The following is a 16067-nucleotide window of genomic DNA, read 5'->3' on the forward strand; positions in this document are numbered from 1 at the left end:
GGGCCTTCGGTCCCCCTTGGGCATGGCAGCGCGCAAGCGCGCTGCGGTGGGATTCCATAGGGTTGGTTGTGTTTATGAGTGGCGTTAGAAGCATGACCGCTGCACGCCCTGGCGTGCAGCCCGGCCCAACAAGAGCCGATGATCGTTGATCATCAGGCGATTGGCGGGAGAGCCCTGCCGAGGCGATGCCGGTGCAGGGATGCGGTCCGGATTACGGTCCTTCGTATTCGAACAGGGTGGCGGAAACGTCATCCTCCAGCCCGTGCTCTGGCGATAGGATCTGGGTCAGGTTCCAGTAGAGATCGTCCAGGAATTCCTTGCCGGACTGGCTGCTGTCGCATTTGCGGATCAGTTCGAGCAGCCCCTCGGCCTCCAGCATCTCACCGGATTCCAGGCGCGCTTCGGTAAAACCATCGGAGTAGAGCAGCAGCCGGTCGCCCTTTTCCATCACCAGCTCTTCCTGGCTGTAGCCGATATCCGGCACCAGACCGACGGGGACCCCGCCTTTGCCGATGAATTCAGCGGTTCCGTCCTTGCGCAGCAGCAAGGGGTGCGGATGCCCGGCCTGCACCATCTTCAGTACGCCACTGCGCAGATCGACTATGCAATAGGCCATGGTGAAGTATTCTTCGATGCCGGTATCCGCGATCAGGCGGGCGTTCAGCATGCTGGCCACCTCTTCCGGCTGCCGCAGCGCATAGAATCGGTTGAACCGCTTTTCCATGCCGACGTTCTGGTCGAAATAGGTCGAAGACAGGTAGCCACCCAGTCGTGCGGTCATCATCGCCGAGGTGATACCGTGGCCCGATACATCGATGGAATAGAAGCCGATTCGGTTGACGCCCGGACAAAACATGCCCACCAAATCGCCACCGATATGGCCACAAGGCTTCAAAAGCAGGCTGACGGTCGAGGAGCCAAACGACTTGGACAGCTCCGGCACCAGTGATTCCTGAATCTTGCGCGCCTGAATCAGATCTTTGTCGATCGCATCATAAACCCGCTGCAGCTCACCCAGGGTTTCCGAGACGATCCGGTTCTTCTCGGACAGCTCACGCTGCATCCGCAGGATCCGTTCTCCGGCCGAAATCCGCGCCCGCAGCTCATCCGAGCTGACCGGTTTGGTGAGGAAATCATCAGCCCCTGCATCCAGGCCTTCGGCGACTTCGTTCTTTTCGCTCTTGGAGGTTAGAAGAATAAAATAGCTATATTTATCAGTGCCCTGAGCCCGGAATTCACGGCAGAACTCGATACCGTTCATGCCAGGCATCATCCAGTCACTGAGGATAAGATCCGGCGGATCGTTCCGGCAGATTTCCATCGCCTGTTCGCCGCCCTCGGCTTCCAGAACGTCAAAACCCCATTTCTTCAGAGACGCGACAAGAATCCGGCGCTGCAGCCGACTATCATCGACAACCAGCACACGGTTGATCGATCCGCTCATAGCGTCTTCCTCATGGTCCACGGGACTGTCTGGCAGCAACTAACGACACCTCAATACACTAGCAAGGAATTTGCCCACAATAGCGGGCATTATCCAGCCAGTTCTTTAACAGGTTATGAAGCGGAAAGATTGAACTCACCACCTGCTTTCACTTTAAATTTACCCGTGGGACGTTATGAAATACTTACCGGGAAACAAGAAGCAGGACTTGGATTATGATTAACTGGCCTCGCGTCAAGGAACTTCGCCAGGAAGTAGGGGAAGAGGACTTCGATGAGGTTGTGGAGCTCTTCCTGGAGGAGGTAGAGGGCGTCATCAGCAAACTTCGCACTGGAGATCGCGGCGCCTTGGAGCAAGACCTTCATTTCCTCAAAGGCAGCGCAATGAATCTGGGTTTTGATGCCTTCTCTGACCTCTGTCTTGCCGGGGAGCGCCAGTCGGCAAGCGGCGCCGCCGGATCGGTCGATCTGGACGCGGTGATCTCTGCCTATGAGAATTCCAAGACGCAGTTTCTGGCAGAACTGCCCAACCTGAGTTGATCGACTGCCGGCCTCAGCTACCGGTCTGAGCGTACCCCCTCTGCCTGAGAAGAACCTTTCAGATCAGAAACTGCGCCAGCGTTTCGTCATTGGTGATATCGGTATAGGTCATGCCTGCCTCATCAAGGCGGGCAAAAAGCGCGGCAAAATTCTCCGGGCGCTTGGTTTCGATCCCGATCAGAACCGAGCCAAAGTTGCGCGCCGACTTCTTCAGGTACTCAAACCGCGCAATATCATCCTCGGGGCCAAGGATGTTGAGGAACTCCTTCAGCGCGCCGGGCCGTTGCGGCAGACGCAGCAGGAAGTATTTCTTGATGCCCGAATAGCGCAGGGCACGTTCCTTGACCTCTGGCAGACGTTCGAAATCGAAATTCCCGCCCGAGGTGACACACACGACGCTTTTACCGCGAATCCAGGAGCGCACATCGTTCAGCGCCTCGACCGACAGCGCGCCAGCGGGTTCCAGCACGATGCCTTCGACATTCAGCATCTCGATGATGGTGGTGCAGATCCGGTCTTCGGAAATGGCGATCACATCCGGCAGCGGGATGTGTTTCAGAAGGTCAAAGGGCTGCGCGCCGATGGTGCCCACCGCGGCGCCATCGACAAAGGTATCAACCTTGTCCAGCGCCACCGGATGCCCTGCCGTCAGCGCCGCGCGCAGGCAGGCCCCGCCTGTGGGTTCGGCAAAGAGGCAATGCACCGCATCGCCAAAAAAGGTCGCAACACCCGAGGACATGCCACCCCCGCCCACCGGCAAAATCACATGGTCGGGGATCCCGCCAAGCTGCTCTTCGATTTCCACCGCGATCGAGGCCTGACCTTCGATCACATCGCTGTCGTCAAAGGGCGACAGGAAATGCCCACCCTCCCGCGCGCACCACTCTTGTGCAGCAGACAGCGTGTCGTCGAAATAGTCGCCGATCAGGTGCACCTCGATATTGTCACCGCCGAACATGCGGGTCTTCTGGATCTTTTGCTGCGGCGTTGTCACCGGCATGAAGATCACCCCGCGCTTGCCCAGATGCTTGCACATGAAGGCGACGCCCTGCGCGTGATTGCCGGCCGAGGCGCAGACAAAGAGATCCTGATCGGGCTGCTTGCGCATGGCGTTAAGCGCGCCGCGAATCTTGTAGGAGCGGACCGGGCTCAGATCCTCACGCTTGAGGTAGATATCCGCCCCGAACCGTTCGGAAAGGTGAACATTGCGCTGCAAAGGCGTTGCGGGAAACACCTCGCGCATGGCCGCCTCGGCGGCGCGGGCGGCATCTTTGAACCGGGTCTGAAAATCGCTCATACCCTTTCAGTGGCGCAAGCCCGCCCCCAAGGCAAGGGGCAGGCGCAAAGCATGCAAAAGAATACCGGTGAGCGGGTCGTCGTCAGATCGGGCGACCCTGCACGTAATGGCCATAAAGGGTGGTCAGGATACTCACATTAACCAGCGTCATCACCAACGCCGCGCCAAGCGAGAAGATGAAGCCAAGCGGCGCAAAGACCATCATCGAGGCCCCGACGATGAACTGCAGCAACAACTGCACGAGGATCAGAACCACGAACAGCATGATCGCCGTTCCCGCCGTCCCGCGCGTCGCCTGCAGAGACTGGCTCATGCTGAGCCGTTCACCGATGGCCGCCGCCGGCAACATGGGCAACAGCCGGAACAGAAAAACGCCCACAAAAACAAAGGCCGCAATGGCCAGGATCATCGCGATAACGGGCGGAAAGACCGCAGCAGACATCATCACGACCATTCCGATGACAACAGCGGAAACAAGCCCCATCACAAGCGCAAGGATCAGAGACACACCGATGTAGGCCAGGATGCGCCCGCCACGAAAAGGCGGGATCCAGCCTTGGGGATATTCCTCAAGCAACACGAAACGGTGCCAGTTCACAAACACCCAGAGCTCCAGGATGATGAAAACCACGGCAGCCAGAAACAGCGGACCGGCAAGGGCAGGATCCACGGTCGGAACGCCGTTTGCGTCCATATGCATGGCTTCTGACATCAGCCCACCAAGGAAGGCCACAAACAGCACAACTCCTATCAAAACGGGCACAAGAGCGATGCGGAGGGCGTCGCGCCAGTTGCGCAGCACCATGTTGAGGGAATGCGAAAATATCTTCCAACTGATCACGGGAAATGTCTCCTGAAAAACAACTTTCCTTTCTTCTTGCACGTATTGCGCGCAGCAAGACAAGGAAAACCCGGCGAACCTTGCCCTTCTCCGCAAAACCCGCTACCCCGCAAACGTTCTGATCAAGAGGAAAACCCATGTCCGCGCCCAAAAAAGTTGTGCTGGCCTACTCTGGCGGCCTTGATACGTCGATCATCCTGAAATGGCTGCAGACCGAATATGGCTGCGAGGTGGTGACCTTTACCGCCGATCTGGGCCAGGGCGAAGAGCTGGAGCCCGCCCGCAAGAAGGCCGAGATGCTGGGCATCAAGCCGGAAAACATCTACATTGAAGACGTCCGCGAAGAGTTCGTGAAAGACTTTGTCTTCCCGATGTTCCGTGGCAACGCCCTGTACGAAGGCGAGTACCTGCTGGGCACCTCGATTGCGCGTCCGCTGATCTCCAAGCGTCTGGTTGAAATCGCCGCTGAAACCGGCGCCGATGCCGTGGCCCACGGCGCCACCGGCAAGGGCAACGACCAGGTGCGTTTCGAACTGGCCGCCTATGCGCTGAACCCCGACATCAAGGTGATCGCCCCCTGGCGGGAATGGGACCTGACCTCGCGCACGCGCCTCTTGGAATTCGCCGAAAAGAACCAGATCCCGATCGCCAAGGACAAGCGCGGCGAAGCGCCCTTCTCGGTCGATGCGAACCTGCTGCACACCTCTTCCGAGGGCAAAGTGCTGGAAGATCCCGCCGAACAGGCCCCCGATTACGTCTACCAGCGCACCGTGAACCCCGAGGATGCACCGGATACGCCGGAAATCATCACCATCGGTTTCGAGCAGGGCGATGCGGTTTCGATCAACGGCGAGGCGATGAGCCCGGCCACCATCCTGACCGCGCTGAACGAATATGGCCGCAAGCATGGCATTGGCCGTCTGGATTTTGTGGAAAACCGCTTTGTCGGCATGAAATCCCGCGGCATCTACGAGACCCCCGGCGGCACCATCCTGCTGCAGGCGCACCGCGGTATCGAGCAGATCACCCTCGACAGTGGCGCAGGCCACCTGAAGGATTCGATCATGCCCCGCTATGCCGAGCTGATCTACAACGGCTTCTGGTACAGCCCCGAGCGTGAAATGCTGCAGGCCCTGATCGACAAGAGCCAGGAGCATGTCACCGGCACCGTGACCCTGAAACTCTACAAAGGGTCGGTCTTTGTGGTGGCGCGTGACTCTGAACATTCGCTCTATTCCGAGGCCCACGTGACCTTTGAAGAAGACGCCGGCGCCTACAATCAGGAAGACGCGGCAGGCTTTATCCAGCTGAACGCCCTGCGCCTGAAACTGCTGGCCGCACGCGACCGTCGGCTGAAAAAATGAGTGACGACTACGACATAGACGGCGATTTCGAGGACGATTTCGAAGAAGAGCTGGAAATGTTCGTCGAAGCCCAGGACACGGTCTGGTCCGATGTCCTGAGCGAACTTTCTGCGGGTAAAAAGACGAGCCACTGGATGTGGTTCGTCTTCCCGCAACTGGCCGAGCTTGGCAAATCCCACATGGCGCAGCTTTACGGGATCGAGGATCTGGCCGAGGCCAAGGCCTATCTCGGCCACGAGGTGCTCAGCGCCCGTCTGGTCGAGGTGTCCCGCCTGATGCTGTCGCACGCAGATCAGGATGCCGCCGAGATCCTCGGCAAGGTCGACGCCAAGAAACTGCGCTCTTCCATGACACTGTTTGCTGCCGTGCCGGATGCACCGGGCGAATTCAAACAGGTCCTTGATGAATTTTACAGCGGCAGCCCCTGTCCGCTGACGATCGAGGCACTGGCAAGCGCCTGAGGCTCGCCTCCCGCTTGGTCATGCTTGCCCAGCGCAAATCCCTTGCCTAACGCTCACGTCAGGCAAGAGGAGATTCCCTGATGGCACTTCACGACATCGCCGCCGGTATCCAATCCGGCCTGTCCGGCAAAAGCTTTGACGGTTCGCTGAAATTCGACTGCGGCGAGGAGGGCGTCATCGTTCTGGCCGACGGCACCGCGACCACCGAAGACAGCGACACCGACTGCACCCTGCGCCTGTCGGAAGAAAATCTGAAAAAGCTGCTGACAGGCAAGCTGAACCCGATGACTGCCGTGATGATGGGCAAGATCAAGATCACCGGCGACATGGGCGTCGCCATGAAACTGGGCAAGCTGATCGGGTGACCCCTCCAGAACAAAGGTCGAACAACGTCCTAGACGCACCAAATGTAAGCCGCTAACATATATCTAGCGGGGGAATCGTCTCACGCCACTACCTTTAGTTTATTCGAAAGGGGGTGATGAAAGATGGCTAAGAGCACTCGCAAGATCGGAAGAAGTGCTGTCACAGGCAGATATGTTCCGGTCTCCACGGCTCGCAGCAAGCCGAGAACGCATGTTGTCGAAACCGTGAAGAACCCAAAGCCTAAGAAAGGCAAGTAAGGTTTGGGGCAGCTTCATTTGACCAAGGGCTGCCCCAAACTCCCCCGATGTTGCCACACATGATTCTTCGATTCAATGAATAATTACAAATGGCTAGAGATCAGAAAGTCGACTCATTTTCAGTGGCTTAGATCTTCACCCCCTTCAGCTGCTCGTAATAGGGCATCGCCTCCTCCAGCACTGGTTGCAGGTGTTCGGGCACCTCGGGCAGATCGCCTTCGGGACCGGCAAAACCGGTAGAGGTCCAGACCGCGCCATACCAGACCTCGGCCCAGACGCCATCGTCCTTGTGGCCGCCTTTGGGCCAGCTCAGCATCTTGGGCGAATAGGCAAGGCCGATGGCATCGCACATCTGTTCCAGCTTGGCGGCGGGGTCCTGGCGGATGTCATAGCTGTCCACTACCACTGGTGCCTGTCCCCAGCTGCGACAGAGATCATAGAGTTCAGCCTGCTGACGAAAGCCGATATCATCGAGGTTAGGGTTCTCGCGTTTCGCCGCATAAGAGGCGATGACCCGCGCCGGATGGCGAATGAGGAAGACATTGGTCACCTCCCGCATCCAGTCACGCGGCATGCCGGGGATCATATGCTGACTCATATGCTTTTGATAATAAATCGGTTTTGCAGCCGGAATATCTCCGATCAGCATATCGGCCACCACCTTCGGATCCTGGCTCTGGCTGTCCATGATCTCTTCGCGCATGGGATGGTCGAGGCCCGTCATCTTCAGATAGGCGGCGTAAAAGGGCTCATCGACCACCGCGCAATCGCCACGGTTGCCAAAGGAATACATCAGCGCCGTCGACAGGTTCCGCGGCCCCGACCACATTGCAATCCGCATCAGGCGCACTCCTGCTCGATCAGACCCTTGTAGAGCGCCCTAATCCGTTTGGTCACCGGACCCATTTCGCCCGTGCCGATCTGGCGTCCGTCGATATCGCCCACCGGGGTTTGCGCGCCGAAGGTGCCGGTCAGGAAGGCCTCATCGGCGCCATAGGTGTCGACCAGCGAATAGTTGCGTTCATGCACGGGGATGTCATTGGCGCGACACAGGTCGATCACCTTTTGCCGGGTGATGCCGTTCATGCAGTAATCCCCGGTCGAGGTCCAAACCTCGCCACCGCGCACGATGAAGAAGTTGCAGGCGTTGGTGGTGTTCACAAAGCCGTTCACATCCAGCATCAACCCTTCGTCCGCGCCTGCCTTTTCGGCGGCAATGCAGGCCAGGATACAGTTGAGTTTGGAATGGGAATTCAGCTTGGGGTCCTGGCTCATCGGCAGGCCGCGAATATGGGGCACGGTCGCGAGCCGGATCGGGCGCGGCAGATGCGGGCGCGAATGCTCCATGATGATGACCATGGTCGGCCCCTGCTGCGACAGGCTGGGGTGCTGGAAGGGACGGGTTTTCGGGCCGCGCGTCACCATCAGCCGGGCATGGGCATCGGTGGTCATACCGTTGGCCTTCTGCGTGTCCAGCACCGCCTGTTTCACCCCCTCCGGGGTCAGGCCGATGTCCAAATCGATGGCCTTTGCCGCCTCGAACAGACGGTTCAGGTGTTCGTCGATGAAGGCCCAGGTGCCGTTGTAAAGGCGCAGCCCTTCCCAAACGCCGTCACCCAGCATGAAACCGCTGTCATAGACGCTGACGGTGGCTTCGGCCTTGGGCACGATCTTCCCGTTCAGATAGATGAGGATCTCTTCGTTGCGCTGATCTTCTTCAGCCTGATGGGTACTCATTTTTTCAGTCATAGGACCCTCCTTTTGCGGCACGCTAGCCAGATTGGATCCAATTTCCAAGCGATAACTTGCGCTCACCAGTGCGTGACATTTGATGACATGGGTTGAGCGCGGGCCCGCCCGGCGGCAGGGTTTCAAAAAACGGAGGCGATGATGAAGACATTGCATCACATCAAACAGGTTTCCCTGGCCATCCTGATCCTGGCTGCGGGCCTGTTGCGCGGATATGAAGCCCATGCGGCCGAGCAGGAAACGCTGACCGTTGCGGGCGGTTGTTTCTGGTGCGTCGAGAGCGATTTTGAATCGGTTCCCGGCGTCTCCGATGCCGTTTCTGGCTACACCGGCGGCACCACCAAGAACCCCACCTACAAGGAGGTCGGCCGTGGCGGCACCGGTCATTACGAGGCGGTGCAAATCACCTTTGACCCGGCCAAGGTAAGTCGCGCGCATCTGCTGGATCTGTTTTTTCGCTCCGTCGATCCCACCGATCCGGGCGGCCAATTCTGCGATCGCGGCGAAAGCTACCGTACCGCCGTTTTCGTGTCCTCCGACGCGGAAAAAACAGCCGCAGACCAGGCAAAGGCCAAGGCGCAGGCAGAGCTGGGGCAGACCATCGTCACGCCAGTCCTGCCAGCCGGTCCCTTTTACCGGGCCGAGGATTACCATCAGGATTATTACAAGGGCGACAATCTGGTCTTTACCCGCTTTGGCCCCAAGAGACAGTCCAGCGCCTATAAACGCTACCGTGAGGCCTGCGGCCGCGATGCCCGTGTGCGGCAGCTGTGGGGGGATGCAGCGCCCTTTGCCAACGCTCACTAGGCGAAACACCACTGGCCCAAACCTTATTGGACCAGTTCCCGCACGCTAAGGCGCATTGCCCGCCTGCCTGAGGGCAAGATCGCGCGCGGTGTTTATTAAATTTCTCTCTATAAAACGACCGAAAATCACGGTGGTTTTGCGATTTGCCGGGCAGGTACTGAGATTCATTTAACCCGTCTCGCGCAGTCTGACTGTTACTTGTTTTTAGGAGGTAACAGTCGCATGCGGAGTGTCCGTCCCATCCGTGCCAGATCAGCGACGAATGTTCTGGCTGCACTGTTGTTGCTAGGGACGCCTGTCAGCGCGGATGTCATTGACCTGCGCGCTGACGCCTGGTGTCCATTCAACTGCGATCCGGCTAGCGACCAGCCGGGGTATATGGTGGAAGTGGCGCAAGAGGCGCTGGCGCTTTTTGGGCACGAGGTACGTTATACGTCGATGACCTGGAGCCGCAGCCTGTCGCAGGCTCTCAGCGGCGACATTACCGGTGTCATCGGCACCGATCAGGAAGAATCGCCTGATCTGATCCTTGGCCCGCCCATGGGCAACTATCAGGAGGCTGTCGTGTTCCGCGCCGGGGAAGCCCGGTCAATCGCGACCGCTGCAGATCTGGAAGGTATCCGGATCGGGGCGATCCTGGACTATGAGTACAACACCGTGATCGCCGCCTATGTTGCAGCGAACGCCAGAAACCCCGAGCGGGTTCAGATGATCGGCGGCGATGATGCCCTGAAACGAAATCTGCAAAAGCTGAAGGCCGGGCGGATCGACATGGCAATCGATGAACGTTCGGTTGTGACCTACATGATCGATCAGCTGGGATTGCAGGACGATCTGCAAGTCGCGAACTATGGCGAGGCGACCGAGCTTCACATCGGTTTCTCCCCGGCGATGGAGGCTTCTGCGCTTTATGCGCAGCAGCTGACAGAAGGGGTAGCGCAGCTCAAGGCATCTGGGCGCTACGGTGAAATCCTGAAACGCTATGGACTGACTGAGTAATTCTGCCATGAATGTTGTCGGCCCCAAAACCCTTCGCACCCGCATTCTGTTGGGCGTCCTGATCCCAGTTTTTCTAGTCCTAGCGGCAGGTCTGACCTACGAACTCTATGATCACAGAGCGCATCTGATAGAGCGTCAGCACCAGCAAGGGGACATGGTCGCCCGATTGACGGCAACGACCGTGACGCAGGCTCTGTGGGATTTCGACATTGTCCAGGTGGAACAATCGCTGCAACAGATCGTGGCCCTTGGCCAGGTCGCAAGTGTTGAAATTATTGGTCTGGCTGGCGAGCAGATCGCGGCCGCTACCGCACCGGGGTTCACCCCGAGTGAAGGGGATTTCATCACCACACATGTGATCGAGTATGTTCTGGGTGACCAACACGAAGAGCTGGGAGAGTTACGGCTGACTCTCCCAGTGGAACACGTCACTGGTCCCTTGATGGACACGACGGTTCAGCATGCTGCGGTCTCGGTACTTATCTTTGCTCTGCTGGCCGTCAGCGTGTTTCTTGTCCTGACGCGGATTTCGCAGCCGCTGACCAAGATCGGCACAGCGATCGACGATATTTACAATGGTCGGTTTGACACGGTGGTTCCCTATCAGTCCCGTACCGATGAGATCGGCATGCTGGCACAGACGCTGGAGCAAATTCGCCGCAATGAGGTCGAAATGGCAGACCTGCGCGCCCACACGACCGAAGCAAGCAGGCGGGAAAGAAAACGGATCTACCGCGCCCTGAAATCCACCCGCGATGGCGTGATCCTGACGGATGAAACGGGCCACGTGGTGTTCTCCAACGCCAACGCCAGCATCTTCTTTGCCGATGCACGGGACGGGGAAAAACTGAACTTCCGCTCCTGGTTGCCGCAGGACGTGGCCGAACAGATCGAAGAACGCGTCGCCGCCAATCAGGATTTTGCCGCCGAGGCAAGCGTCACCCATTTCAACAGCGGTGAAGAGCTGAACCTGTTGGTGCGGGGCGGTCCGATCCGGGACGAAGAGGGCCTGTACCTGGGCACACTGCTGCTGGCCACCGATCACAGCGATCAGGCACGTCAGGCCGCGCGCGTCAAATTCATGGCGGAACATGACAGCCTGACCGGCCTGCCGAACCGGCGCCTGCTAGAGCACACCCTCGGCAACTGGCTCAATCAGGGGGAACAGGTATCGATCCTGCTGGCGGATCTGGATCATTTCAAGATGATCAACGACACGCTTGGCCATCCCACCGGTGACGCCCTGCTAAAGGTCGTGGGTGAAAAATTCCTGGGCAACTGCGGGAAAAACGCCTTGGCAGCGCGGCTTGGCGGCGACGAGTTTGCGATCCTCGTCAAAGGCGCCGCAAGCGAGGAACGCCTGAACAGCATTGCCAACTCGCTGGTCTATGATCTGTCGAAACCGCTAACCATCGACGGCAACGTCCTGCACACCGGCATGAGTGCGGGCATCGCAACCCTGTCTGGTTCTGAGGCCGGTTCCACCGATGGCATCCGCTGCGCTGATCTGGCGCTTTATGAGGCGAAAAAGGGCGGCCGTGGCCGGGTCGAGATTTTCCACAAGGATCTGGAAACCGTCATCAAACGCAAAACCCTTCTGGAGCGGGAATTGCGCGGCGCCCTCAACGAAGGCAGCATCCGCCCCGTCTTTCAGGTCCAGACCGACCTCAAGACAGGTCAGATCATCGGATTTGAAACCCTTGCACGCTGGCATCACCGGCATCTGGGCAGCATCTCTCCGGCGGAATTCATCCCTGTCGCCGAAGACAGCGGGCTGATCCGCGAGCTAACCTACCAGATCATGACCCATGCCTTCCGCGCCGCGGCGCGCTGGCATGACATGGGTTGGACCGGCCGGGTAGCGGTCAATCTCTCGCCCAAGCTGTTTGGCTCGCAAGTCGATGAATTCGTCAATGACTGCCTGTATGAAACCGGCTGCCCCGCCAGCGCGGTCGAGGCCGAAATCACCGAAACAGTTGTCCTGTCGAGCGGCCAGTCTGCGCTGAAAGAGATCGAAGCCCTGCAGCGGCTGGGCGTGACCGTGGCGCTTGACGATTTTGGCATGGGCTATTCCTCGCTCAGCTACCTGCAGAAATTCCCGGTGAACAAGATCAAGGTCGACGCGGCCTTTGTCTCCAAACTGCCTGATTCCGCCGAAACCCGGGCCATCGTCGTGGCCATCGCGGAACTGGGGCATGCCCTTGGCATGCATGTCACCGGCGAAGGCGCTGAGACCGAACTGCACCGGCAGCTGCTTCGGGAATGCAAGGTCGATTATCTGCAAGGCTATTTCGATGGCCCGCCCATGGCCGAACGTGCTGCGACCGCTCGTCTCTTCCCTGGCGCCGGTCTGCACCTGCAAATGTCCAACTGACAAGCGCGCACCAAAATTCGTAGCAAAACCCCGGTCACGGGTTGGCTATTTCTGGCTCAATATCACTGGCGCTGCCGCAGCCCGGCACGCCGGTTCTGGTATTGCTTTGACACGGCGCAGGCTTTTGACCAGCCATCAGACCCCTCCCGACCTCGATTTGGCTGATTTTCTTGCGGAAAACGTTGCCTGAAGCAAAAAAACCGGTATCACCTGCCGAACCGATTTCGCCACAAAGGAGCCCCGCGTTTTGAAACCTGCTGCACCGGACCAGAGGCTGGATAGCGCAGGCGCACCCACTGCCGACTCTGCCCGGGCTGCCGTGGTGGATTTGCAGGCGGTGCATGTGATCGCAGGCGAAAAGACGCTGTTGCAGGACATCTCATTTCGCGCCGATGAAGCGCGGGTTGGAATCGTCGGGCGCAATGGATCAGGAAAAACCACTCTGTCGCGCGTCCTGGCCGGCCTGATCGCGCCAGATCAGGGAGAGGCCCGGGTCGACGGTATCGACCTGTCGCGCGACCGCAAGGCGGCGCTGGAGCTGGTGGGCGTGCTGTTCCAGAACCCAGACCGGCAGATCATTTTCCCCACGGTGGAAGAAGAGATCGGTTTCGGGCTGCGCCAGATGGGTCTGAGCAAATTCGACACCGCCGCAGAGGTGGCGCAGACACTGGCCCGTTTCGGCAAATCGCAATGGGCCAAGGCGCCGACACATCTTCTGTCGCAGGGGCAAAAACAACTGCTGTGCCTGATGGCTATTCTCGCCATGAAACCGCGCATCATCCTTCTGGATGAACCCTTTGCCGGGCTGGATATCCCAACCCGCATGCAGTTGCAGCGTGCTCTGGATCAGGCCGAAGCACAGCTTTTCCACGTCTCGCACGACCCGCAACACCTGGAACATTACGACCGTATCCTGTGGATCGAGGGCGGAAGGCTGCGGGCCGATGGTTCACCCGCTGACATCTTGCCGGAGTTCACCAGACAGATGACCGAATGGGGGGCAAGCGATGATCTCTCTGACCTCGCCAGTTGAAACCTGGGCGCACCGGTGGCCCGCGGCACTAAAGCTGGCCATCCTCTGCGCCACCACGGTGGTTCTGTTCTCCCTGAAAACACCAGCGGCGCAGGGTGGCGCGCTGGCACTGACGCTGGGTCTCTATCTCAGCGCCGGACCCGTCTTTGCGCGCAGCGGCGTGCGGAGCCTGCGCATTCTCTGGCCATTTTTCGCCGTGATCGCACTGTGGCATCTGATCGAAGGCACCCCGGCAACCGGGATGACCATCGCGCTGCGGCTGACTACTGCCGTAGCACTGGCGAATTTTGTCACCATGACCACCCGGCTCACTGATATGGTTGGGGTTGCCGCATGGCTGCTGACGCCGTTTCGCCGGATTGGCCTCAGCACCCGGGCGCTTGAAACCGCAATCGCGCTGGTGATCCGCTTTGGCCCGTTGCTGGCACACCGCGGCGCGGATCTGGCCGAAGCCTGGCGCGCAAGATCACCGCGCCGCCCATCATGGCGCATTGCCCTGCCGATGACCATTCTGGCGCTGGATGACGCCGACCACGTTGCCGAAGCGCTGAAGGCGCGCGGCGGCGTTCAATAATCTTAGGCCCGGCTGCGCAGCGGGGCATGCACAAGGATCGAAATCACATGGAACGTTCTATCGCTTACATCGCTCTTTTTGCGGCACTGATCGCCGCATTGGGGCTGATCCCGCAGATCACCCTTGCCTTTGGCGTGCCCGTTTCGGCCCAGAGCCTCGGTATCATGCTCTGCGGCACGGTACTGGGCGCCCGGCGCGGGTTGCTGGCCGTCCTCCTGTTCCTGCTTCTTGTCGCCCTTGGCCTGCCCCTGCTGTCCGGCGGGCGCGGTGGGCTCAGCGTCTTTTCCTCGCCCACGGCTGGCTTCCTTGTTGGCTTCCCGATTGCGGCCTTTGTCACCGGCCTGATCATGGAGCGGATGCGGGGTATTCCGCTGGTGGCGACGGCGATCATCGCCGCAATGCTGGGCGGGATCGTCGTGCTCTATCTGTTTGGTGTCGCCGGCATGGCCATCACCCTCGACAAGTCCTTTCCCGACGCTGCAGCCCTGGTCCTGATCTTCATTCCGGGCGACATCCTGAAGGCCGTGGTTGCCGGGCTGCTGACCGCCGGACTGGCGCGGGCGCGCCCCGGCAGCCTGCTATCGCGCAACAGCTAAGTTCCGACCCGAAGCCTCGGACACTCTGACATACACCGCAACGGAGCAGGCCCCATGCCTGCTCCGTTGATCAGATCGCCACGCCAGCCTGATGCCCTTCGGCGCCTTTGTCCTCTTGGACCTCCTCGCCGCCGCAAAATTCATGCGCAAGATTGATAATCAGCCATTTGAACAGAGGCTTGGGCAGGATATCGATCATCCCCCATTCGGTGCCACGCTGGAATTTCTCCAGGTTGGCGCAATCTGACATCCCAATGATCGCAGGGCCCGCCGAACCACCCCCAAGCGCGGCAATCTTCCGGGAAATCTCCCCCACCAGATTGCCAGCGGGAAACCGGATATCCATCAGCACCAGACCATACGCCGTCCGCCGCGCAGCGCAGCGCCGAAACGCCTCATGAGGATCCGCGCACAGTTCAAAAGGCACGCCCGCTTCGCGCAGGAATTCCTCCAGACGAAGGCGCACCCAGGGATCATCGTCAACGGCCAGGACCGACAGCGCCGGGATGGCGCGGGTTTCAATGGTTTCGGATCTCAAAGCAGACATAACAACACCCTCCCAAAGGCCGGGTTTCTACCCACAAACGTACCAACACCCCCAGATCCTGTCTGGGATCAGCTGCGATCTGGAAATGCGGATTTGCGACGCAAGGAAGACACGCTGAGAATCCGTATTCAGATTCAGCCCAACAATTCACATCCGGCGGAATGCGACATGTTGCACCCGCCCAGGTTGTTAACCTTAACACACCCCAAGACGATAAAACATACAAGTCGCCTAAAATTAACGACCAATTTTCCAAATATGCGAAAATCAGCCCGATGAGATAAAGCCAAATCTTAGGGAACACATCAAATCCCTAAAACGATTTCCACTATAAATCAATTGATTAGAGCAAATAATCAGAACGAAAAACAACACCCGCGAAAAAAAATACCGTCAAACCTGAGGTGGGCATAATTTTGCTCAACTCAAAGCCATAAGCGCATATCACCGTAAATAGAATGAAAGGGCCGTAACGGTCCCAATAATTTTTGCAACCGAAACTGAAACCAACCCAGAAACCCTGCCCACCTGTCGGTGAGAAGAATATCGGCGCGTGACGCTTTCACTGCCTCAGTCACGAATCGCCGTCCATCTTCGACGGAACGCCCAGACCCCAACGGGGTGCCCTGAGGATCTGTGTTGGCCCGCCTTCACAGTGGTCGAATCCGGTTCCGGAAACTGACCCTCGGGGTGGTTTTATTGCTTGTAAAGCGTTGCGGTGTTAAGTGCGTGGCCAAGTTGAGGCTGAGCCAGAATGGAGTTGCCAATGGGCACGGATTACATCGTCAAAGACATCGCATTGGCCGGGTTTGGCCGCAA

Annotated in this window: 16 protein-coding genes; 10 read left to right on the top strand and 6 right to left on the bottom strand. The window is 58.8% G+C overall.

The window, feature by feature from the left end:
• Positions 1–211: 211 nt before the first annotated feature.
• Positions 212–1444: a PP2C family protein-serine/threonine phosphatase gene (locus SM766_RS17455; protein WP_370570785.1), complete on the bottom strand. Its 1233-nt coding sequence runs from the start codon at positions 1442–1444 to the stop codon at positions 212–214.
• A 215-nt stretch (positions 1445–1659) separates the two neighbouring features.
• On the opposite strand from SM766_RS17455, the gene SM766_RS17460 reads away from it, so the two are divergent.
• Positions 1660–1983: an Hpt domain-containing protein gene (locus SM766_RS17460; protein WP_368948585.1), complete on the top strand. Its 324-nt coding sequence runs from the start codon at positions 1660–1662 to the stop codon at positions 1981–1983.
• A gap of 58 nt (positions 1984–2041) precedes the next feature.
• Here SM766_RS17460 and ilvA read toward each other — a convergent pair whose 3' ends face one another.
• Complete coding sequence (gene ilvA, locus SM766_RS17465; protein ID WP_274829330.1) at positions 2042–3280, bottom strand: threonine ammonia-lyase IlvA; 1239 nt, start codon at positions 3278–3280, stop codon at positions 2042–2044.
• Positions 3281–3362: 82 nt separating this feature from the next.
• Entirely contained in the window at positions 3363–4121 is a 759-nt protein-coding gene (locus tag SM766_RS17470; RefSeq protein ID WP_274831729.1) for a hypothetical protein, read from the bottom strand.
• A gap of 137 nt (positions 4122–4258) precedes the next feature.
• On the opposite strand from SM766_RS17470, the gene SM766_RS17475 reads away from it, so the two are divergent.
• The 3 genes from SM766_RS17475 to SM766_RS17485 all read left to right on the top strand — a co-directional run bounded on the left by SM766_RS17475 (position 4259) and on the right by SM766_RS17485 (position 6311).
• On the top strand, positions 4259–5485 hold the full coding sequence (locus tag SM766_RS17475; RefSeq protein WP_065272053.1) for an argininosuccinate synthase: 1227 nt from the start codon (positions 4259–4261) through the stop codon (positions 5483–5485).
• Positions 5482–5946, top strand: coding sequence for a DUF1810 domain-containing protein (locus tag SM766_RS17480; RefSeq protein ID WP_274831731.1), 465 nt, complete (start codon positions 5482–5484; stop codon positions 5944–5946). Before SM766_RS17475 ends, SM766_RS17480 begins: the two co-directional genes overlap by 4 nt.
• Before the next feature lie 80 nt (positions 5947–6026).
• Positions 6027–6311: an SCP2 sterol-binding domain-containing protein gene (locus SM766_RS17485; protein WP_274836046.1), complete on the top strand. Its 285-nt coding sequence runs from the start codon at positions 6027–6029 to the stop codon at positions 6309–6311.
• 385 nt (positions 6312–6696) lie between these two features.
• Here the strand turns inward: SM766_RS17485 and SM766_RS17490 are convergent, their stop codons facing one another.
• Together SM766_RS17490 and SM766_RS17495 are read right to left on the bottom strand one after the other, a co-directional pair.
• Positions 6697–7410, bottom strand: a complete 714-nt coding sequence (locus tag SM766_RS17490; protein WP_368948586.1) for a sulfotransferase-like domain-containing protein — start codon at positions 7408–7410, stop codon at positions 6697–6699.
• Positions 7410–8318 (bottom strand): D-amino acid aminotransferase, encoded by a 909-nt coding sequence (locus tag SM766_RS17495; RefSeq protein WP_065272049.1) that lies wholly within the window; start codon positions 8316–8318, stop codon positions 7410–7412. Before SM766_RS17495 ends, SM766_RS17490 begins: the two co-directional genes overlap by 1 nt.
• Before the next feature lie 141 nt (positions 8319–8459).
• Here SM766_RS17495 and msrA point away from each other — a divergent pair, with 141 nt between their 5' ends.
• From msrA to SM766_RS17525, 6 genes are all read left to right on the top strand, one after another.
• Positions 8460–9125, top strand: coding sequence for a peptide-methionine (S)-S-oxide reductase MsrA (gene msrA / locus SM766_RS17500; RefSeq protein ID WP_368948587.1), 666 nt, complete (start codon positions 8460–8462; stop codon positions 9123–9125).
• A gap of 222 nt (positions 9126–9347) precedes the next feature.
• Entirely contained in the window at positions 9348–10124 is a 777-nt protein-coding gene (locus SM766_RS17505) for a substrate-binding periplasmic protein (RefSeq protein ID WP_368948589.1), read from the top strand.
• 154 nt (positions 10125–10278) lie between these two features.
• Positions 10279–12498, top strand: a complete 2220-nt coding sequence (locus SM766_RS17510) for a putative bifunctional diguanylate cyclase/phosphodiesterase (RefSeq protein WP_368948590.1) — start codon at positions 10279–10281, stop codon at positions 12496–12498.
• Positions 12499–12745: 247 nt separating this feature from the next.
• Positions 12746–13531: an energy-coupling factor ABC transporter ATP-binding protein gene (locus SM766_RS17515; protein WP_368948592.1), complete on the top strand. Its 786-nt coding sequence runs from the start codon at positions 12746–12748 to the stop codon at positions 13529–13531.
• On the top strand, positions 13506–14105 hold the full coding sequence (locus SM766_RS17520) for an energy-coupling factor transporter transmembrane component T family protein (RefSeq protein ID WP_368948593.1): 600 nt from the start codon (positions 13506–13508) through the stop codon (positions 14103–14105). The genes SM766_RS17515 and SM766_RS17520 overlap by 26 nt, the downstream gene beginning before the upstream one ends.
• Positions 14106–14152: 47 nt before the next feature.
• Entirely contained in the window at positions 14153–14701 is a 549-nt protein-coding gene (locus SM766_RS17525; protein ID WP_065272045.1) for a biotin transporter BioY, read from the top strand.
• Positions 14702–14771: 70 nt separating this feature from the next.
• On the opposite strand, the gene SM766_RS17530 is transcribed toward SM766_RS17525, so the two are convergent.
• Entirely contained in the window at positions 14772–15248 is a 477-nt protein-coding gene (locus SM766_RS17530; protein WP_368948594.1) for a response regulator, read from the bottom strand.
• Positions 15249–16067 lie beyond the last annotated feature (819 nt).

The sequence above is a fragment of the Pseudophaeobacter sp. A-200-2 genome, from assembly GCF_041008815.1.
Lineage (GTDB): Bacteria > Pseudomonadota > Alphaproteobacteria > Rhodobacterales > Rhodobacteraceae > Phycobacter > Phycobacter gallaeciensis_A.